Source organism: Azospirillum sp. B21 (assembly GCF_008364825.1).
Taxonomy (GTDB): domain Bacteria; phylum Pseudomonadota; class Alphaproteobacteria; order Azospirillales; family Azospirillaceae; genus Azospirillum.
This window is the reverse complement of record NZ_VTTO01000006.1, coordinates 26,498-45,935: the sequence shown is the minus strand read 5'-3', so window position 1 is coordinate 45,935 and position 19,438 is coordinate 26,498. Positions and strand designations below refer to the sequence as shown.

The following is a 19,438-nucleotide window of genomic DNA, read 5'->3' as shown; positions in this document are numbered from 1 at the left end:
CCGGGATCTCTCCGCCCTGTCCAATGACCGGGGTGGCGGGATGTTCCCGATAGAGCGGCGTTTCAGCCCGAAAGGCATCGAGCGCAGGGAGCAGAATGCCCGCTGGGATGTTGTTCGCGCATGGCCGATCGGACATCCAACCGGTCATGGGCCAGTCGGAAATTTTCCCGGAGTCCGTGATGCCCGCCGCCCATCCCTGCCGCGCCCGTGCCCTTCCCGCCCTCTGCGCGGCGATGCTGGCGGGGCTGCTCGCCGCCGGACCCGCGAATGGGCAGGGACAGCCGGGCGCCGGCCAGAATGCGCCGCCGCCGGCGGTGACAACCGTGCCGGTGCAGAACCGCAACGTGGCCCCGGCGACGGAGTTCATCGGCCGGATCGAGGCGATCCGCTCCTTCGACGCGAGGCCGCGGATCGAGGGCACCGTGGAGCAGGTCGCCTTCCAGGAGGGGCAGGACGTCCATGAGGGCGACCTGCTCTATGTGATCGAGCCGGCGCCCTATCAGGCGGCGCTCGACAGTGCCAAGGCGCAGCTCGCCAGTGCAGAGGCCAAGCTGCGCGAGGCGGAGCGCGCCTACAGCCGCGCCGACGAGCTGCGGCAGCGCGGCAACGTCTCGCAGGCGCAGCTGGATCAGGCGCTGGCCGACCGCGACGCGGCCCAGGCGGACGTGATGATGAACCAGGCGCAGGTCCGCACGGCGGAGATCAATCTCGGCTACACCCGCGTCTCCAGCCCGGTGGATGGCCGCATCGGCGCCACGGTGGTGACCCAGGGCAACCTCGTCAACCCGTCCACCGGCGTGCTGGCGACGGTGGTGCAGCTCGACCCCATCCGCGTCGTCTTCTCGGTCGCCGACCGCGACATGCTGGCCTTCCAGCGCCGGTTCGACGTGCGCCGGCCGACCCAGGCCGCGGCGGAGAAATACGTGCCCACGCTGATCCTGCCCGACGGCAGCGAGTACGCCGAACAGGGCCAGGTCGAGTTCGCCAACAACCGCGTCGATCCGCAGACCGGCACCGTCAGCATCCGCGCCACCTTCGCCAACCCACAGCGCCTTCTCCTGCCGGGCCAGTATGTGACCGTGCAACTCCGCCGCGACCAGCCGGAGCAGCGCCCGGTGGTGCCCGTCGCCTCCATCCAGCAGGACCAGCAGGGCAGCTACGTCCTGGTGCTCGACGACCAGAACAGGGTGCAGCGGCGCCCGGTGGAGACCGGAGCGCAGGTCGACCAGTCGCTGGTGGTGGAAAAGGGCCTGACCGCCGGCGAGACCGTGGTGGTCGGCGGCGCGCAGAAGGTGCGTCCGGGCATGGTCGTGCAGCCCACCCCGGCGGAGCCGATGGCCGAAGGCACGCAGGCGGGGGTCGCTCCAAGCGGAACCGACCCTGCGGGTGCCGCCGGCAGCAGCGGGACCGCTCCGGCGAACGGTGCCGGCTCCGGTGCGGTGAAGGAGTGAGGCGATGTTCTCCGCGCTCTTCATCCGCCGTCCGAATCTGGCGATCGTCATAGCGGTCGTCACCCTGATCGCCGGCTTCCTGGCGCTGACCGCCATCCCGGTCGCGCAATATCCGTCGATCACCCCGCCCACCGTCCAGGTGTCCGCGACATATCCCGGCGCCAATGCCCAGGTGGTGGCCGACAGCGTCGCCGCCCCCATCGAATCGCAGGTGAACGGCGTGGAAGGCATGCTCTACATGTCCTCCACCAGCACCGACACCGGCAGCTATTCGCTGACCATCACCTTCGCCCCCGGCACCGATCCGGACATCGCCGCGGTGAACGTGCAGAACCGCATGTCGCTCGCCACTGCGAGCTTGCCATCAGAAGTGACGCGGCAGGGCGTCACCGTGCGCCGGCAGTCGTCCAACATGCTGATGGCGGTGAACGTCTATGCGCCCGGCGGGAAATTCGATCCTATCTTCATCTCCAACTATGCCAGCCTGAACCTGCGCGATTCCATCGCCCGCGTTCCCGGCGTCGGCGACGCGCAGGTGCTGGGTGCCTTGGACTACAGCATGCGCATCTGGATGAACCCGGACCGCATGACGGCGCTTGGCATCACCGCTTCGGACGTGATCGGCGCCATCCAGAATCAGAATGTCCAGGCGCCTGCCGGCCAGATCGGCGCCCCGCCCATCGGCGGCGACCAGCAGCAACAGCTGACCATCATCGCCCGCGGCCGGCTGAACGATCCGCAGGAATTCGCCAACATCATCATCCGCAGCAACGAGAATGGCGGCATCGTCCGCCTCAGCGACGTGGCGCGGGTGGAGCTGGGGGCGCAGTCCTACACCTCCTCGTCCAAGCTGAACGGCGCGCCCGCGGCGACGCTGGTCGTCTACCAGTCGCCTGGAGCCAACGCGCTGGACGTCGCCAACTCGGTGCAGGCGGAATTGCAGCGCCTGTCGCAGCGTTTCCCCGAGGGGCTGGAATACGCGGTCGTCTTCAACACCACCAACTTCGTTACCGCGACCATCGAAGAGATCGTGCTGACGCTGGGCATCACCTTCCTGCTGGTGGTGGTGGTCATCTACGTCTTCCTGCAGGATTGGCGGGCGACGCTGATTCCGACGCTGGCGATCCCGGTATCGATCATCGGCGTCTTCGCCGTGCTGCTGGTCCTGGGCTACAGCGCCAACACCATCACGCTGTTTGCGCTGATCCTTGCCATCGGTTTGGTCGTCGACGATGCCATCGTGGTGGTGGAGAATGTCCGCCGCGTGATGGAGGAGCATCCCGAGCTTTCCGCAAGGGAGGCGGCGGGCAGGGCGATGGGGCAGGTCAGCGGCGCCATCGTCGCCTCCACCCTGGTGCTGGCGGCGGTGTTCGTGCCGGTGGCCTTCCTGCCGGGCATCACAGGGCAGCTCTACCGCCAGTTCGCCGTCACCATCGCGGTGTCCTTCATCATCTCCGGCATCAATTCGCTCACGCTCAGCCCGGCGCTGTGCGGCCTGCTGCTGCGTCCGCCGACGGCGCCCTGGCGTCCGCTGGCGGCCTTCAATCGCGGGCTGGACCGGGTGCGCGACGGCTATGGCCGGCTGGTCCATGGGCTGGGACGGCGGCTGATCGTCGGGCTCGTGCTGTTCGTGGCGATCACCGCCGGCGCCTTCGCCCTGCTGCGGGCCTTGCCCACCGCATTCCTGCCGGCGGAGGACCAGGGCTATTTCTTCGTCAACGTCCAGCTTCCCAGCGCCGCGTCGGTCACCCGCACACAGACGGCGATGGACCGCGTCAGCGAAACCATCAAGCAGGAGCCGGGCGTCGCCGACGTCATCGCCATTTCCGGCTTCAGCATCCTCAGCGGCCAGGGCTCCAATGTCGGCCTCGTCATCGTCTCCCTGAAGCCCTGGGCGGAGCGGGGGAGCGACCAGACCGTCGACGCCATTCTCGGCAGTTTGCGCCCGCGATTCAACGCAATGCCGCAGGCGACGGTGACCGCCTTCAACCCGCCCTCCATTCCGGGGTTGGGCGCCACCGGCGGCTTCGATCTGCGCGTGCTCGCCACCGGCGGCCAGACTCCGCAGGAATTGGGTGCGGTTCTGCGCGGCCTGCTGGTCGCCGCCAACCAGGATTCGAACCTGCAGGCGGTGTTCAGCACCTACAGCGCGGAGGTACCGCATCTGTATCTGGATGTGGACCGCACCCGCGCCTCGCTGCTGGGGGTCTCGCCGGCCGACGTCTTCACAACACTGCAGGCTCATCTGGGAGCCAGCTACGTCAATGATTTCAACCTGTACGGCCGTGTTTTCCAGGTGAAGGTGCAGGACGCCGCCGGCTATCGCGATCAGGTGAAGGAGATCGACCAGCTCTATGTCCGCAGCCAGACCGGCGACATGGTGCCGCTGCGCAGCCTCGTCTCCGTCCGTACTACCCTCGCCCCCGACAGCATTACCCGCTACAACCAGTTCATGTCCGCCTCGGTCAACGGCCAGCCGGCGGCAGGGATCAGCACCGGACAGGCGCTGACCGGGATGCAGGCGGTGGCGCAGAACACGCTGCCGCAGGGCTACGCCACCGAATGGACCGGCCTGTCCTATCAGGAGAGCCAGGTCGGCAACCAGGGCCTGATGGTGTTCGGCCTCGCCCTGCTGTTCGGTTACCTGTTCCTGGTGGCGCAGTATGAGGACTGGCTGGTGCCGCTGGCGGTGCTGCTGTCGGTGGCGGTCGCCGTGCTGGGGGCCGGCGTCGGGCTGTGGGTTGCCGGGCTCCCGAACGACATCTATGCGCAGATCGGGCTGGTTCTGCTGGTCGGTCTGGCGGCGAAGAACGCCATCCTGATCGTGGAGTTCGCGCGCGAGCAGCGGGCCGACGGCCGGTCCATCGTCGACGCCGCGGTGGCCGGCGCCCGCCAGCGCTTCCGCGCCGTGCTGATGACGGCGCTGGCCTTCATCCTGGGCACGGTCCCGCTGCTGGTCGCCACCGGCGCCGGGGCGGCCAGCCGGCGGTCGATCGGCACCACCGTGTTCGGCGGCATGGTGGCGGCGACTGTGATCGGCATCATCTTCGTGCCGGTGCTGTTCGTCGCCTTCCAGCGCCTGACCGAACGGCTGCGCCGCCGCCCGGCCGAGGCGCGCGTGCGCCCGGCGACGGAGGGGAGCATGGGCGACGATTGACCCGCTGGGACCTTGATTAGCATGCATAAGATCCCACATCAGCGTGGTCCCCGACATCCTTGAAATTGGCGTCCTTCGTGCGACGCTTCCCGCGCATTGGCGCGATGGCGGCCGGCTCCGGGCCAGACGCCGACCGACCCGTACCTTGCCCGGTCTGCGGCTGACCGGAAGGGAGGGCGGCGGCCTTGCAGAGCGACGGGAGGTCGGGGCAGGGAGTTTTCCATGCCGAACAGGAACCAACCGCAACCCGAAACCCGGTCGGCCGAACCGCTGACCCTCTTCCTCAAAGACATGCGCCGCTACGAGGTCCTCACTGCCGAGGAGGAGCGGGAGTTTGCTCGCCGCTGGCGCGACCATGACGATGCCGAGGCGCTGGACCGGCTGATCGGCGGACACCTGCGTCTGGTCGTCGGCGTCGCCAAGCGATTCCGGCGCTATGGGCTGCCGCTGGCCGATCTGGTGGCGGAGGGCAACATCGGGCTGATGCGCGCCGCGCGGAAGTTCGATCCCGACAAGGGCTTCCGCTTCTCCACCTATGCCCACTGGTGGATCCGCGCGGCGATCCAGGACCATGTCCTGCAGAACTGGTCGCTGGTGAAGATCGGCTCCACCACCGCGCACCGCACCCTGTTCTTCAGCCTGCGCCACCTGAAGGCCAAGCTGAAGGAGTTGCACAGCGGCGACCTGTCGCCCGAGGCGGCGGCTGCCATCGCCACCGAACTCGACATGCCGGAACGCGACGTGGTGGAGATGAACCGCCGCCTCGCCACCGACCGCTCGCTGAACGCCACGGTGGGCGAGGAGGGCGAGATGGAGTGGCAGGACCTGCTGGCCGACGAACGGGCCGACCAGGAAACCGCGCTTGCGGAGACCGAAGAGCGCATCCAGCACAAGCGTCTGATCGCACTGGGGCTGGAGAAGCTGACCGAGCGCGACCGTCAGATCCTGATCGCCCGCCGTCTGCTGGACGAACCGGTGACCGCCGACGAACTCAGCCGGCGGTTCAACCTGTCGCGCCAGCGCATCGGCCAGATCGAGGCGGCGGCGATGCAGACCGTCCGCAAGGCGGTGCTGGCCGGACGGGCGGCCCAGGCGACGCAGCGGCCTGCCGACCCGCCAGCCCCCCGGAGGCCGGTCAAAGCGCGGCCGACACAGCCGTGTCGGCGGACGGACGGTATGCCGGCCTGAACCAGTCCAGGCATCCGGCGGGAACCACCCCGTTGCTGACCAGCAGCGCGCCTTGGCGGTAGAGGCCGAGCGCGCTGCCACCCTCCGGCAGGTCGATGGCCCAGAGCCGCCCGCTGGGGTCGCTCCACACCGTGCGGCCATCCACGGCGGCCAGAGCCCTGAGCGCCTCGGCCGGTGCGGTGCCTTGACGGAACAGCACCAGCGTGGCGGTGCCCCCCGGCGGCGGCAGGGTGGCGACCGCCCCGGCGACTCCGGCCGTCAGCGCCAGCAGGAGCGGTGCGGCGGCGCGCCGCATGCCGCGGTCGCCGGTATGTCCGGTGCCGGACCGGGTCAGCCACCAGCCTGCGGCTACCGCGGCGACGCCGAAGGCGAAGAACCACAGCAGGTCCCAGAACAGCTTGTTGTCCACGTCCATGCGGATGCGGTGAAGACCCAGCAGCCAGTGCGACATCAACCCGTCCAGCATGTGCCAGACCCCGAAGCCGACCAGCGCCCAGCCCATCAGCCGGCGCCCGCCCACCTCGGCCACGCCGCGACGCCCGTGCCACAGCAGCCACAGCCCCACCGCGGCGATCACGTACATCAGCGCATGGAACAGCCCATCCGCCAGGATCTGAACCCCGATGTCGGCGAAGGCCGGATCGGCGATGCCGGAGAGCAGATGGTGCCATTGCAGGATCTGGTGCAGCAGGATCCCGTCGAAGAAGCCGCCCAGTGCGAAACCCAGGCTGAACCCGCCCAGCAGCAGGGTCCGGCCGGGGCCGCGCCTGACATCCGACATCGGCATGGGGTGCGGCAGCGGATCGTTCGGGTCGGCGGTCATGGACTGATGTTCCCGGCTATTGTTTGGTGGCTTCTGCTTGGATTTGGCCCCACATCCCAAACAAGGCCGCCAATGGCAGGTTCCTGACCTTTCGGGTTCGCCCGATTCCGGGTTGGCCTCCACAGCCGCCGCAAGATGGGCGTAACGCTTTTCCTCTCCCGCGCAGCGATGGAATGATCCCCCCATCGCGTTGGACACCCGGCCGGTGAAAATGGCCATGGTGGGCTAAGTCCCCCGTGGCGATGCCGGACCGGCAGTGGTCCTGCGTCGCCGCGATTCGTGCGCCCTTGCCGAAGGTGGTGAGTGGCCAGTCCTGCCCGGCCAATTCCCCGGCAGGAAGCCCCGCGACAGCAGGAGAGGCACAGCCGCATGCAGCAACGTCAGGCTCGCGACGTCCGGCTCGATCTGTTCAAGGGCGTGGCCCTTCTGATCATCTTCATCAACCATGTGGGCGGAAATCCGCTGGCCAAGGTGACGCCCGGCCGTTTCGGTCCGTCCGATTCGGCGGAGATCTTCGTCTTCATCTCCGGCTACGCCATCGCGCTGGCCTATGGCCCGGTCCTGGCGGAGCGCGGGTTCGCGGCCTGCCAGCGCAAGGCGCTCGGCCGCTGCCGCCAGCTGTGGGCGGCCAACATCGCCACCATGCTGGTCAGCGCGCTGGTGGTGGCGCTGGCGGTCTATGTCGGCGATCTGCCGATGGAGGCGTCGAACCGGCTTGAGAGCTTCGCGCCGCTGTTCGACAGCCCGGTCGTGGCGATGGCGTGGCATCTGGTGCTGATGTACCTGCCCTTCGCGCTCGACATCCTGGCGCTCTACATCCTTCTGGTGGCGGCGGCGCCGCTGTTCCTGTGGTCCTACGCCCGCTTCGGCATGGCGGCGGTGGCGGGGTCGGTGGCGCTCTATCTGCTCGCCCAGGCGGCGCCCGGCCTGATGCCGCCCAACCTGTGGGAGGGAAGCTGGAACTTCAGCCCGCTGGCCTGGCAGTGCGTGTTCTTCCTCGGCACCAGCCTGGCGCTGGTGGTGCGCAGCGGCCGGGTCACACTCCCGCGCTCCCCCTGGCTGCTGGCGGCGGCGCTGGCGGTGGTGGTGGGCATGGCTCTGTGGAAGGGGGCGGCCTCCGACATCGGCCGGGCGCTGGTTCCGGCAGGGCTGCATGGCTGGTTACCGGAGCAGACGATCCCCTGGGCGGACAAGGACACGCTGGGTCCGATGCGCCTTCTGCATTTCCTGGCGCTCGCCTGCGCGGCGGCGCTGCTGGTGCCGAGGGATGCGGGATGGCTGCGCTCGGCACCTGCGCGGCTGCTGACCGCCTGCGGACGGCATTCGCTGCCGGTCTTCTGCGTCGGCGTGGTGCTGTCGATCACCGGAACCGCGCTGCTGATGGCGGGGAAGGGGGCGGCGATGGTGCTGGCGGTCAATCTGGGCGGCATCGCCCTGCTGCTTGTGCTGGCGGTGGTGCTGGAGCGCCGGCGGACCCGGCGGCTGCCGGCCAAGGCCACTGCGGTTCCGGCATCGCCGTCCGCAGCGGCGGTTCCCGAAACGCCCTGAGGCCGGGGGAAAGCTACGGCTGGGCTTCTTGAATCCTGCGCCGGGTGAGCGCATATTTCTTATATGCAACTTAACCCGGCCATACCGTCTTTCCAGACGCTGAAGCCCAACCCGCAGACGCCCGCGGTGCAGATCGCGATGTCTCCGGCGGTGCAGGCGGCACAGCAGACGGCTCCGCCGGTCCGTACCCAGACCATTGCCGCTCCCCAGGCGGCCGGCAAGGCCGACCAGACGCGCGAGACGCGCACCGCCACCCAGGGCAGCCAGTCGGTGGACACCGTCGCCAACGCGCTGACCGCCCAGGTGAACGGGCAAGGGTACCGCAAGCGCGGATCGCTGCTGGACGTTTCGGTCTGAAGGCCGGCTTTTCCAAAGTTATCGCCGCTTAACACACCGATAAAAGAAAAGGGGCTTTCCTCCAGCCGGAGGAAAGCCCCTTTTCAATGTCCGTCGGAACGAACGGTTACTTCAGCTCGTCCATCGTTTCGATGACGTGGCTGACGATGCCGTATTCCTTGGCCTCGTCGGCTTGCATCCAGTAGTTCCGATCCGTGTCCTTGGCGACCTTTTCGAAAGGCTGCCCGGTTTCGCGCGCGATGATCTTGTTCAGACGCTCGCGCATCCGGATGATTTCCTTCGCCTCGATGGCGATGTCCGTCGCCCGGCCGCCCGTTCCGCCCAGCGGCTGGTGGATCAGGAAACGGGTGTTCGGCAGGCAGAACCGGTCTTCCTTCTTCGCCGCCAGATAGATGTGGCAGCCGGCGCTGGCGACCCAGCCCGTGCCCAGCATCTTCACCCGCGGCTTGATGAAGCGGATCATGTCGTGGATGGTGTCGCCCGCCTCGACGTGGCCGCCCGGCGAGTTGACCACGACGGTGATGTCGTCGTCGCTCTCATGGGCGAGCGCCAGCAGCTGGGCCGAGACGACCTGCGCCAGCTTCATGTCGATCTGACCGAAGATCAGGACCGTGCGCGCCTTGAACAGGCTCTGCTGCACGGCGGCGAACTGCGGCTGGGCGCTTTCCTTCGACTTCTCGTCCGGTTCCTTTTCGGGTTCGTCGTCGAACCGGGTGTATCCGACCTGCGCCATTGATGTTCTTCTCCCTGGTATCGGAAGCGGGGTATCGGGACCGGGATGCGCTGCCGGAGGGGTGCCCCGACTGCTGTCCCGCTGCCGCATGCGCCTTGCCTGCTTCACCACATAGCCCGTCCGGGCTTCATGTTCAACGTCCGGCGGGGCAAAATCGATGGGCGGAGCCGCGGCCGGATGGAACGTTTGAAACGCCGTGCAACGGTTTTCCGGCCCTGTTCCACTGTTCAACTCGCCGAACACGAGGGTGTCCTCCAAAGTCGCAGGCACGACGCCCATTCCTACCACGTGGCAGTGGGGCAGGTAAGAGGCGGTTCGAAATCCCGGTCGGGGCAAGGGAACGGCACGGCTCTGCCCCATTGACGCAGTTCGCCGCCCGCAGCCAAACTGCTCGCCCGAGTAGGCGTGGGGGCGGCGGAATGCACGGGATTGGAACGGGGCACGGCGTGCCCGGCGAGACGCCCGACGATACAGTGACGGGCGTTTCGGTGATCATCGCCGCCCACCGCGCCCACGACACCATCGTCCGGGCGGTGCAAAGCCTGCTGGACCAGAATTGGACGGCATGGGAGGCGGTGATCGTCAGCGACGACGGCACCGACTACCGCCCGACCCTGCAGGCCGCCGGTATCGACGATCCGCGGCTGGTCTTCACCGGCACCGGACGGGTGGGTGCCGGCGCCCCCGCCGCGCGCAACGCCGGGCTGGCGGCGGCGCGGCTGGGTCTGGTGGCGCCGCTGGACGCCGACGACCGGTTCCTCCCCGGACGCCTCTCCGCCCTGGCGCCGCTGGCACTGGCCCACGGCGCGGCCTTCGACAATGTCGCCGTGGTGCGCGACGAGGACGATTCGCCGCTGCTGCGCCTGTATCGGGAGGGGCAGGCACCGCTACGGCTGGACGGCGAAGGGTTCCTGGCGACCTCGGTGCCGATGTTCCCGATGGTGCGGCGCGATCTGGTGCCGGGTTGGGACGAGGATGTGAATTTCTGCGACGACGTGGTGTTCAATGTCCGGGTGCTCGACGCCGCCGGCCCGGTGCCGCTGGTGGCGACGCCTTTCTACGAATACCGCCAGCGCGCCGGCTCCATCACCTTCTCCGCCGACAGCGGGGAGCGGGCGGAGCGCTGCTACCGCCATGTGCTGGACCGGCTGGCCGGCGATGGATTGGGTATCAGGGACGAGTCGCTGCGTCGCCGGTTCACGCAAGCCATCGCCGCCAAGCGTGCCCGCAACGCCGCATACGAGGCCGCCTTCCGGGCCGGGCGCTGCGCCAATTTCCAGGAGTTCCTGGCGCTGGGGGAGGGGGTAAGCTCTTAACCGCCAAGCTCCCGCTGGCATTGCTTTACCATTGTGTGTCAGCTTTGGTGTGTCGCACACCGCCGGACCGGACACGGGTAATCCCCATGAGCGCCCCGACCTGCTGCCTCGCCCGCATTCCCGCCAATGGCAAATTCTGGCTGAAGAACGCGCGGGTTCCCGATGGGCTACGTGATATCCGGATCGAGGATGGACGGGTGCGGGCGCTGGTCCCGGCAGGCGAGTCGCCCTGCTGCGCCCCTGGTCTCGACCTCGATGGCGGCATGGTCCGCCGGATCGGCGACGGCGACGGCGACTGCGGAGCGGTGGCGGCCGGCGATCCCGCCGACCTGTGGGTGACGCTGTGCGGCGGACGGACGGTGCAGATGCGGGACGGCAAGCTGGAAAATGCCGACCGTCAGGATGTGGTGGCTATGAACGGTCCGGCGGACGGTTCGGATGGTTGAACCTTCTCGACATCGGATGTGAACTGAACGATATAGTTCAGTTTGCCCGGCGCGCTTCCCGGTTGCGCTGCGGCAAGGTGAAACCCGTCCGGATTCCGGTCCCATGCGCCACACGCTTCGCATCGCTGCTCTCCTCGTCCTGGCGGCTCTCGCCGGGGGGGCCTACTGGTATTTCGTGAAGCAGGGCGGCACCGTCGCCGGCCTGACCGCGATGTTGAGCGGCGCCGTTTCCGGCGGTCCTCCGTCTGCCGGCGGCGCAGCGGGCGGCGCGTCCGGGGGGGCCAAACCGCCGGGCGGCGCCCCGCCGATGCCGGTGGAGGCCGTCCCCGTGCGCATCGGCACGGTGGAGCGGACCGTCACCGCGGTCGGATCGCTGCTGTCCAACGAATCGGTGGTGATCCGGCCGGAGATCGCCGGGCGCATCAGCGAGATCGCCTTCAAGGAGGGGCAGCGCGTCGCCAAGGGCAGCGTGCTGGTCCGGCTGGACGACGCCATCGCCCGCGCCACGCTGGCCCAGGCCCAGGCGAGCATCGCCTTCTCCCGCGCCGAATTGTCGCGCGCCGACCAGCTGGTCCGCCAGAACACCGGCCCCCTGCGCAACCGCGAACAGGCCTCGGCCAAGCTGCTGGCCGACGAGGCGGCGGTGCAACTGGCCAAGGCGCAGCTCGACAAGCAGGTGATCACCGCGCCCTTCGACGGGGTGCTGGGCCTGCGCAAGGTGTCGGTCGGGGACTTCGTCCAGGCCGGCAAGGACATCGTGAACCTTGAAGATATCGACACGCTGAAGTTGGACTTCCGTGTGCCGGAGATGTTCCTGCCGGCAGTGAAGGTCGGCCAGACGGTGAAGGTGGCGGTCGATGCGTTCGGCGGGCGCGGCTTCGACGGCACGGTCTATGCCATCGACCCGCTGGTGGACGTGAACGGCCGCGCGCTGGCGATCCGCGCCCGCGTGCCGAACCCGGACGGCGCGCTGCGCCCCGGCCTGTTCGCCCGCGTGTCGCTGACGCTGACCACCGTGCCCGACGCCGTGCTGGTGCCGGAACAGGCCATCGTCGCCTTCGGCAAGGACCAGTTCGTCTTCAAGGTGGTGGACGGCAAGGTCGCCCAGACCAGGGTCGTCCTGGGCGAACGCCGCAATGCGGAGGTGGAGATTTCCAAGGGTCTCGCCCCCGGCGACATGGTCGTGACCGCCGGCCAGCTGAAGATCCGCGACGGCGTGCCGGTCGCCGTGGTGCCGGCCAAGCCGGCCGCCAACAAGTCGACGGGGAGCTGACGCGATGGTTCTCTCCGACATCTCGATCCGCCGCCCGGTGCTGGCGACGGTGATGAGCCTCGCCCTGATGTTGATCGGCATCGTGTCGTACCAGCGCCTGTCGGTGCGCGAATATCCCAAGATCGACGAGCCGGTCGTCACGGTGGAGACGACCTACAAGGGCGCCTCGGCCCAGATCATCGAAAGCCAGGTGACCCAGACTCTGGAAGACAGCCTCGCCGGCATCGAGGGCATCGACGTGATGTCCTCGATCAGCCGGGCGGAGAAGTCGCAGATCACCCTGCGCTTCCGGCTGGACCGCAATGTCGATGTCGCGGCCAGCGACGTGCGCGACCGGGTGGGCCGCGTCCGCGCCGCGCTGCCGTCGGAAATCGACGAGCCGGTGATCGCCAAGGTGGAGGCCGACGCCCAGCCGATCATCTATTTGGCCTTCTCCTCCGACCGGCATTCGCCGCTGGAGGTGACGGATTTCGCCGACCGCTACGTCAAGGACCGGCTGCAGAACCTGCCCGGTGTCGCCCAGGTCCGCATCTTCGGCGAACGGCGCTTCGCCATGCGGCTGTGGCTCGATCCGCAGCGGATGGCCGCCTACCGGGTGACGCCGCAGGATGTCGAGAACGCGCTGCGCCGGCAGAATGTGGAGATCCCGGCCGGCCGCGTCGAAAGCGTGGCGCGCGAGTTCACCGTGGTGTCGGAAACCGACCTGCGCAGCCCGGCCGAGTTCGAGAACATCATCCTGCGCGACGATTCGGGCTATCTGGTCCGCCTGCGCGACGTCGGCCGGGCGGAGCTGGGCGCGCTGGACGAGCGGGTCAGCGCGCGCTTCAACGGCCGCGGCGCCGTCGCCATCGGCGTGGTGAAGCAATCCACCGCCAACCCGCTGGACGTGTCGAAGGCGGTCAACGACGCGCTGCCGAAGATCCGCGCGGCGCTGCCCGACGGCATGGGGGTGGATGTCGGTTACGACAGTTCCGTCTTCATCGCCAAGTCGATCGATGCGGTGTTCCACACCATCTTCGAAGCGATCATCCTGGTCGTTCTGGTGATCTTCTTCTTCCTGCGCTCGCTGCGGGCGACGCTGGTGCCGCTGGTGACCATCCCGGTGTCGCTGATCGGCGGCTTCGCCCTGATGTACGCCTTCGGATTCTCCATCAACACGTTGACGCTGCTGTCGATGGTGCTGGCCATCGGCCTCGTCGTCGACGACGCCATCGTCATGCTGGAGAACATCTTCCGCTATGTGGAGGAGGGGATGCACCCCTTCCAGGCGGCGCTGAAGGGATCGCGCGAGATCGGCTTCGCCGTCATCGCCATGACCATCACGCTGGCGGCGGTGTACGCCCCCATCGGATTCATGACGGGGCGCACCGGGCGGCTGTTCACCGAGTTCGCGCTGACACTGGCCGGTGCGGTGATCGTGTCGGGCTTCGTCGCGCTGACGCTGTCGCCGATGATGTGCTCCAAGCTGCTGAAGCATGAGACCAAGCACGGCATCCTCTACCGCGCCATCGAACGCTTTCTGGAGGGGATGACCAACGGCTACCGCGGCCTGCTGCGCCTGTCGCTGCGGGCGCGGCCGCTGGTGCTGCTGATCGGATTCGGCGTCGCGGCGGCGAGCTATGGCCTGTTCGCCGGGCTGAAGTCGGAACTGGCGCCGGTGGAGGACCGCGGCACGATCGTCGGCATCGCCATCGCGCCGGAAGGCTCCACGCTGGACTACACCATGGGCTACGCCCAGCAGATGGAGGCACTGTTCCGGCAAATCCCGGTGCTGGAAAAGTTCTTCGTCGTCGTCGGCTTTCCCGTGGTCAACCAGGGCATCGCCTTTGTCCGCCTGATCGACTGGGATCTGCGGGACGTGAAGCAGCAGGCGATCACCGCCCAGCTGTTCCCGAAGATGTTCGGCATCCCCGGCATCATGGGCTTCGTCACCAACCCGCCGTCGCTGGGCCAGAGCCCGACCGAGAAGCCGGTGAACTTCGTCATCCAGACCTCGCTGCCCTTCGAGGAGTTGCAGGCGATGGTCAACGCCATGATGGCGGAGGCCCGCAACTTCCCCGGCTTGGTCAACCTCGACACCGATCTGAAGCTGAACAAGCCGGAACTGAAGGTGTCGCTGGACCGCGACAAGGCGGCCGATCTGGGGGTGGATGTCGACACCGTGGGCCGGACGCTGGAAACCCTGCTGGGCGGCCGTCAGGTGACGCGGTTCAAGAAGGACGGCAAGCAGTATGACGTGATCGTCCAAGTCGCCAATGTCGACCGCCGCAACCCGGACGACATCGCCGGCATCTATGTCCGCGGCGGCACCTCGGCCACCGGCGGAGCGGGCCAGATGATCTCGCTCGCCAATCTGGTGAAGGTCGAGGAGCGGGTGGCGCCCAAGGAGTTGAACCATTTCAACAAGCTGCGCTCCGCCACCATTACCGCGACGCTGGCGCCGGGGACCTCGCTGGGCGAGGCGCTGGGGGTCATGCAGGCGGCGGCGAACAAGGTGCTGCCGGCCACCGCCCAGACCGACTATGCCGGGCAGAGCCGCGAATTCCGCGAATCGGCGACCGGGCTCTATTTCGTCTTCGTGCTGGCGCTGGCCTTCATCTATCTCGTGCTGGCCGCGCAGTTCGAGAGCTTCATCGACCCCTTTGTCATCATGCTGACCGTGCCGCTGTCGATGACGGGGGCGCTGGCGGCATTGCAGTTCAGCGGCGGGACGATGAACGTCTACAGCCAGATCGGACTCGTCACCCTGGTCGGCCTGATCACCAAGCACGGCATCCTGATCGTGGAGTTCGCCAACCAGCTCCAGCGCGCCGGCACCGACATCCGCAAGGCGGTGGAGGAGGCGGCCGTCCTGCGCCTGCGCCCGATCCTGATGACCACCGGCGCCATGGTGCTGGGCGCGCTGCCGCTGGCCTATGCCCAAGGGGCCGGCGCGGAAAGCCGGCAGGCCATCGGCGCCGTGATCGTCGGCGGCATGACGCTGGGCACGCTGCTGACCCTGTTCGTCGTGCCGACGGTCTACAGCTATCTTGCCCGCAAGAAGCCGATGCAGGATGAGGGGGAAGGGGTGGGCGTAGCGCATGGCCCATCCCATCCGCCGGCCCATCCGCCGGCCCATCCGCCCGCCCACCCGGCCGAGTGAGGGCTGAGGGGGCGATCCGATCCTCTCCCCCTTCCATCCAAAACGCACAAGCGCAGAGCACCGCCGTTCCGGACTTTCAAGCCGGTTCGGCGGTGCCCTGCGTTTCGGGTGATCCCTGCTAGGGAAGGACCTGTCGGATGGCCGAGATTTTTGGAAAGGGATCCAGCCGACATGTTCTGGCCGGGCGGCCAGTGACCGGTTCCATCCGACGGGGGCGACGGGCGGGAAGGCCGCCTTGCTCTTCGCCTGCTTGCCCTGCGCCTACCTGCCCTTCGCCTGCACGATCGTCAGGCGGCTGAGTCAGGAAGAGGCAGTCAGGCGGCGAGCCGCTGCTCCTGTACTCGTCGGCTCCGGCGAAGGCGTTCGAACAGCTGCTGGATGCTGTCGGGGCTGATCCCATCGCGCGCCATGACGGCGATCACGATCGGATCGGCGAGCAATTCGGAAAGGGTCGGCGTCGTGTTCCGGTCCATGCGTCCCTCCCTTTTGGTCCGGCTTCCGTAAACCGTGGCCGTCCCGGAAGGGGGATCGGCGGACGGTCGAAGCCGGCAATGGCGATTGGCCTAATCCCTGCTGCGCGCTCGTCTCGGCTTTCGGCATCCGGATTGCCGCCGGGGATATAGCCCCTTTGATCCGGATTGTGCGTTGAAAATACAATATGGCGACCATACCGCAGCCGCAGTGGTATTGTCACCCGTCCTTTTGTCAATAAGCGCTATATCTTTCCGTGATTCAGTAGTGGTTCGCGCTGCCACCGGTCGGCGGACCATCGGCGTTACTGTTCACCCCTGTCCCGGACGGGCCCGCGTCAGGCTTGCCCCGGCGGAGGGGCTGGCGGAGTCGGGTGCGGGAATCGTAACGTCCGCCTGGACCCGGCGGACTTTCGCATGGAACAGGCACAGCTCCGCGGCGCGGTCGGCAAGATAGTCCGGACCGGGTACATCGGATTCGGCACAAAGACGGCGCAAGTCTTCGACGATGTCTTCGTAAGACATCACGGCGGCAATGTCGTCGGGAAAGCCGGGGCCGGGATGGGTGACGGTCAGCGTCAGATCGAAGGACACCAGCGGCCGGTCGGTGCGGCCGGCGATGGCGACCGGCGCCGCGAAGCCGCGCACCAGGATGGTGTAGGTGAGCGGCGCGCCGCCCGGCTGGACCATGACGGCCCGTTTTGCGCTATCGTCCGACAACACACTCTCCCGGCCGGCGGCCCGCCACCGGCATTGCATTCAGGCCGGCACTATAAGCGGTGCCGCCGCCGCTTGCCACCGCACTCGGTCGGCGGCGGAGGGGCAGGTTTCCCCAGGATCAGAGCCCTTCGGCGATCCGCAGCACGGTCTCCCGCCCCGGCACCACGTCGCGCAGCGCATCGATGCGGCGGTTCAGCACCGGATGCTGGACATCGGCGGCGATGTCCGCCAGCGGGCAGAGGACGAAGGCGCGCTCCGCCATGCGGGGGTGGGGGATTTCCAGGTCCGGTTCCGCCAGCACCCGGTCGGCATAGAGCAGGATGTCGATGTCGATGGGACGCGGGCCGAAGCGAAGCCCGCCCTGATCGCGGCCCAGCGTCGATTCGATGTCCTTGAGGAAACGCAGCAGCGCCCGAGGGTCCAACTGCGTGGTGCCGCGCACCGCCATGTTGAGGAAGGCCGGCTGGTCCGTCACGTACATCGGCGCCGTCTCGTAGAGCGCCGACTGCGCGTCGATCTCCACCGCCTCGCCCAGCCGACGGATCGCCTCGGCCAGATTGGCGGCGCGGTCGCCCATGTTGCCGCCCAGCGCCAGATGGACGGTGACGGGAGAGGAGGAGGTAGGCGTAAGCTCGGCCATGGCGTCGGCGATCCTGATGTGCTGGGATGGGCGGGTGGCGGAACTCCTAGCAAATCTCCGCCCGCCCGTCATGTCGCCCGTCACGCGGGGGGCGTCCGCTCCTTCGGGGAACGGACGGGCTGCGGCGGGGTTTCAGCATCATATCAACCGGTTGAGATGAACCCGGAAATGACACGATATCCTGGTGGAGGACGAGACATGGGCCGCGTACGGAGCATGCGCGCTGCGGTGATCCTTCTCGGCGGCACGGCCGCCATCCTTGCCGGTTGCGCCACCGGCCCCGATCCCGAAGTGGCGCGGCGCGCCCAGACCGCGATGATCGGCATGCCGAAGGCCGACCTGCTGGCCTGCGCCGGCGTGCCGGACCGTCAGGCGATGGCGTCGGGCCGGGAATACTACACCTACGTGGCGCGCCCGACGGCCGCCTACAGCCCCGGCAGCAGCATCGGCATCGGCGCCGGCAGCTTCGGCGGAAGCGGCGGCGTGGGGCTCGGCCTTGGCTTCGGGGTGCCGGTCGGCGGCGGCTCCACATCCGGATGCGAGGCGACGGTGGTGGTCGGCCCGCGCGGCACGGTGGAGCAGGTCAGCTACCCCGCGGGTGCCTCGCTGTCGGCCTGCACGCCGATCGTCAGCAACTGCATGGCCGCCGGGGCTTCGCGCCCATAAGACTTAGAGACGAGGCGGTCGGGGCTGTCGCGGCACCGGCCGATCCCGTATTCTCGACAAGAACCCCGGCCCCGGAAATTCCGGCCATGGCGGGGGACCGACGGCCGCAAAGGGCCGCATCAGGGTTGGCATAGGGTTGGAGGAACCACGAACCATGGATATGAGCGGAAGCCACCGGATCGAGGCCAGCCGCGAGGCGGTGTGGGCGGCGCTGAACGATCCGGACATCCTGCGCCAGTGCATCCCCGGCTGCGAGGAGGTGGTCCGGCAGTCCGACACCGAGATGACGGCCAAGGTCGTTGCCAAGGTCGGCCCGGTCAGCGCCAAATTCGCCGGCAAGGTCACGCTGTCGGACCTCGACCCGCCCAACGGCTACACCATCACCGGCGAGGGATCGGGCGGAGCCGCCGGTTTCGGCAAGGGCGGCGCCACCGTGGCGCTGTCCGACGACGGCGGGGCCACCCTGCTGACCTACACCGCCAAGGCGCAGGTCGGCGGCAAGCTGGCGCAGATCGGATCGCGTCTGGTCGACGCCACCGCCCGCAAGATGGCGGAGGAGTTCTTCGCCCGCTTCACCCGGATCGTCGGACCAGCGCCGGCCGAGGCGGCTCCCGATCAGGTGGCAGTGGATGCGGGCGGCTCCGGTGCCGAAGCGGCTCCGGCGGTGACGCCCACGGTCGCAGCCGAACCTGCTGGCGCCAAACCGGCCGTCCGGCCGGCTGTCTACACCGATACCACGACAACGGCCGCGACCTCCACGTCGAAGCCCGCGACCCGCATGGCGGAGCCGCCGCCGGAGATCCCGCTGCCTCTGCCGGCCGGGCTCGGCGGTGGGTTGGGCAGTGGGCTGGCCAGCCGGATGGGGAGTGCGATCGGCGGTGGAAGCAGCGGTTTCTACGTTCCGTGGGCTGCACTGCTTTTGGTTGTGGCGCTGCTCGCGTCGCTTGCTTTGATTCACTAGTGTGACAGATTGTTCATTGGTCGTACGGCCATATCAAAGGGGTTTGACGTACCCCTGGATTGTGTATGCTGCCGCGCGATTCCGGTCGGCGCCGTCGGCCGGTCGATCCATCGGAAGGGAAGCCGAAGTATGAAGAAGCTGTTGATGGGCGTAGCCACCCTGGCCGCGATCGTGACGGGTGCCGGTGCCGCGCAGGCCGCCGATGCCGCCGCCGGCAAGGATGTCTTCAAGGTTTGCATGGCCTGCCACACCACCGAGCAGGGCAAGAACAAGGTCGGTCCGTCGCTGCATGGCGTCGTCGGCCGCCCGGCCGCTTCGGTCGATGGCTTCAAGTATTCGGGCCCGATGAAGGAAAAGGCCGCCGGCGGCCTGACCTGGACCGCTGAGAACCTGGATGCCTACATCAAGGCCCCGAAGGAAATCGTCCCGGGCGGCACCATGGCCTTCGCCGGCCTGAAGGATGACGCCAAGCGCGCCGACTTGATCGCCTTCCTGGCCGAGCAGAAGTAAGACCGCGCGAGCCCCGGCCCGGCCGGGGACCACGGAC

The 19,438-nt window shown here is 68.1% G+C and carries 17 protein-coding genes; 12 read left to right on the top strand and 5 right to left on the bottom strand.

The genetic code is table 11. The features are described 5' to 3' along the window. The first annotated feature begins 179 nt into the window (after positions 1 to 179). From FZ983_RS15715 to FZ983_RS15705, 3 genes are all read left to right on the top strand, one after another. A complete protein-coding gene (locus FZ983_RS15715) occupies positions 180 to 1,451 on the top strand; it encodes an efflux RND transporter periplasmic adaptor subunit (protein ID WP_149224468.1) in 1,272 nt (423 codons plus the stop codon). Positions 1,452 to 1,455: 4 nt separating this feature from the next. Next, on the top strand, positions 1,456 to 4,608 hold the full coding sequence (locus tag FZ983_RS15710; protein ID WP_149224467.1) for a multidrug efflux RND transporter permease subunit: 3,153 nt from the start codon (positions 1,456 to 1,458) through the stop codon (positions 4,606 to 4,608). Between the two features lie 222 nt (positions 4,609 to 4,830). After that, on the top strand, positions 4,831 to 5,796 hold the full coding sequence (locus tag FZ983_RS15705) for an RNA polymerase factor sigma-32 (RefSeq protein WP_149224466.1): 966 nt from the start codon (positions 4,831 to 4,833) through the stop codon (positions 5,794 to 5,796). Here the strand turns inward: FZ983_RS15705 and FZ983_RS15700 are convergent. Further along, complete coding sequence (locus tag FZ983_RS15700; protein ID WP_211102927.1) at positions 5,744 to 6,619, bottom strand: DUF2243 domain-containing protein; 876 nt, start codon at positions 6,617 to 6,619, stop codon at positions 5,744 to 5,746. The genes FZ983_RS15705 and FZ983_RS15700 overlap by 53 nt on opposite strands. A gap of 369 nt (positions 6,620 to 6,988) precedes the next feature. On the opposite strand from FZ983_RS15700, the gene opgC reads away from it, so the two are divergent. Continuing rightward, positions 6,989 to 8,167 (top strand): OpgC domain-containing protein, encoded by a 1,179-nt coding sequence (opgC, locus tag FZ983_RS15695; RefSeq protein WP_149224465.1) that lies wholly within the window; start codon positions 6,989 to 6,991, stop codon positions 8,165 to 8,167. A gap of 63 nt (positions 8,168 to 8,230) precedes the next feature. After that, positions 8,231 to 8,524, top strand: coding sequence for a hypothetical protein (locus FZ983_RS15690; protein ID WP_149224464.1), 294 nt, complete (start codon positions 8,231 to 8,233; stop codon positions 8,522 to 8,524). 106 nt (positions 8,525 to 8,630) lie between these two features. On the opposite strand, the gene FZ983_RS15685 is transcribed toward FZ983_RS15690, so the two are convergent. Continuing rightward, a complete protein-coding gene (locus tag FZ983_RS15685; protein WP_149224463.1) occupies positions 8,631 to 9,257 on the bottom strand; it encodes an ATP-dependent Clp protease proteolytic subunit in 627 nt (208 codons plus the stop codon). 419 nt (positions 9,258 to 9,676) lie between these two features. On the opposite strand from FZ983_RS15685, the gene FZ983_RS15680 reads away from it, so the two are divergent. From FZ983_RS15680 to FZ983_RS15665, 4 genes are all read left to right on the top strand, one after another. Then, complete coding sequence (locus FZ983_RS15680; RefSeq protein WP_149224462.1) at positions 9,677 to 10,573, top strand: glycosyltransferase; 897 nt, start codon at positions 9,677 to 9,679, stop codon at positions 10,571 to 10,573. Positions 10,574 to 10,659: 86 nt separating this feature from the next. After that, positions 10,660 to 11,019 (top strand): hypothetical protein, encoded by a 360-nt coding sequence (locus FZ983_RS15675; protein ID WP_149224461.1) that lies wholly within the window; start codon positions 10,660 to 10,662, stop codon positions 11,017 to 11,019. A gap of 103 nt (positions 11,020 to 11,122) precedes the next feature. Then, positions 11,123 to 12,292, top strand: coding sequence for an efflux RND transporter periplasmic adaptor subunit (locus tag FZ983_RS15670; protein ID WP_149224460.1), 1,170 nt, complete (start codon positions 11,123 to 11,125; stop codon positions 12,290 to 12,292). A gap of 4 nt (positions 12,293 to 12,296) precedes the next feature. Further along, positions 12,297 to 15,434: an efflux RND transporter permease subunit gene (locus FZ983_RS15665; protein ID WP_149224459.1), complete on the top strand. Its 3,138-nt coding sequence runs from the start codon at positions 12,297 to 12,299 to the stop codon at positions 15,432 to 15,434. A gap of 314 nt (positions 15,435 to 15,748) precedes the next feature. Here the strand turns inward: FZ983_RS15665 and FZ983_RS34105 are convergent, their stop codons facing one another. The 3 genes from FZ983_RS34105 to folK all read right to left on the bottom strand — a co-directional run bounded on the left by FZ983_RS34105 (position 15,749) and on the right by folK (position 17,264). Beyond that, complete coding sequence (locus FZ983_RS34105) at positions 15,749 to 15,907, bottom strand: hypothetical protein (RefSeq protein ID WP_167562495.1); 159 nt, start codon at positions 15,905 to 15,907, stop codon at positions 15,749 to 15,751. Between the two features lie 309 nt (positions 15,908 to 16,216). Continuing rightward, a complete protein-coding gene (locus FZ983_RS15660) occupies positions 16,217 to 16,624 on the bottom strand; it encodes a hypothetical protein (RefSeq protein ID WP_149224458.1) in 408 nt (135 codons plus the stop codon). Positions 16,625 to 16,742: 118 nt separating this feature from the next. Then, positions 16,743 to 17,264, bottom strand: coding sequence for a 2-amino-4-hydroxy-6-hydroxymethyldihydropteridine diphosphokinase (gene folK, locus FZ983_RS15655; RefSeq protein WP_149224457.1), 522 nt, complete (start codon positions 17,262 to 17,264; stop codon positions 16,743 to 16,745). Positions 17,265 to 17,462: 198 nt separating this feature from the next. On the opposite strand from folK, the gene FZ983_RS15650 reads away from it, so the two are divergent. The 3 genes from FZ983_RS15650 to FZ983_RS15640 all read left to right on the top strand — a co-directional run bounded on the left by FZ983_RS15650 (position 17,463) and on the right by FZ983_RS15640 (position 19,401). After that, a complete protein-coding gene (locus tag FZ983_RS15650) occupies positions 17,463 to 17,930 on the top strand; it encodes a hypothetical protein (RefSeq protein WP_149224456.1) in 468 nt (155 codons plus the stop codon). 154 nt (positions 17,931 to 18,084) lie between these two features. Beyond that, positions 18,085 to 18,891 carry a carbon monoxide dehydrogenase subunit G gene (locus FZ983_RS15645; RefSeq protein ID WP_149224455.1) on the top strand — a complete coding sequence of 269 codons (807 nt, stop codon included), beginning with the start codon at positions 18,085 to 18,087 and terminating at the stop codon, positions 18,889 to 18,891. 129 nt (positions 18,892 to 19,020) lie between these two features. Then, positions 19,021 to 19,401, top strand: a complete 381-nt coding sequence (locus tag FZ983_RS15640) for a cytochrome c family protein (protein WP_149224454.1) — start codon at positions 19,021 to 19,023, stop codon at positions 19,399 to 19,401. Positions 19,402 to 19,438 lie beyond the last annotated feature (37 nt).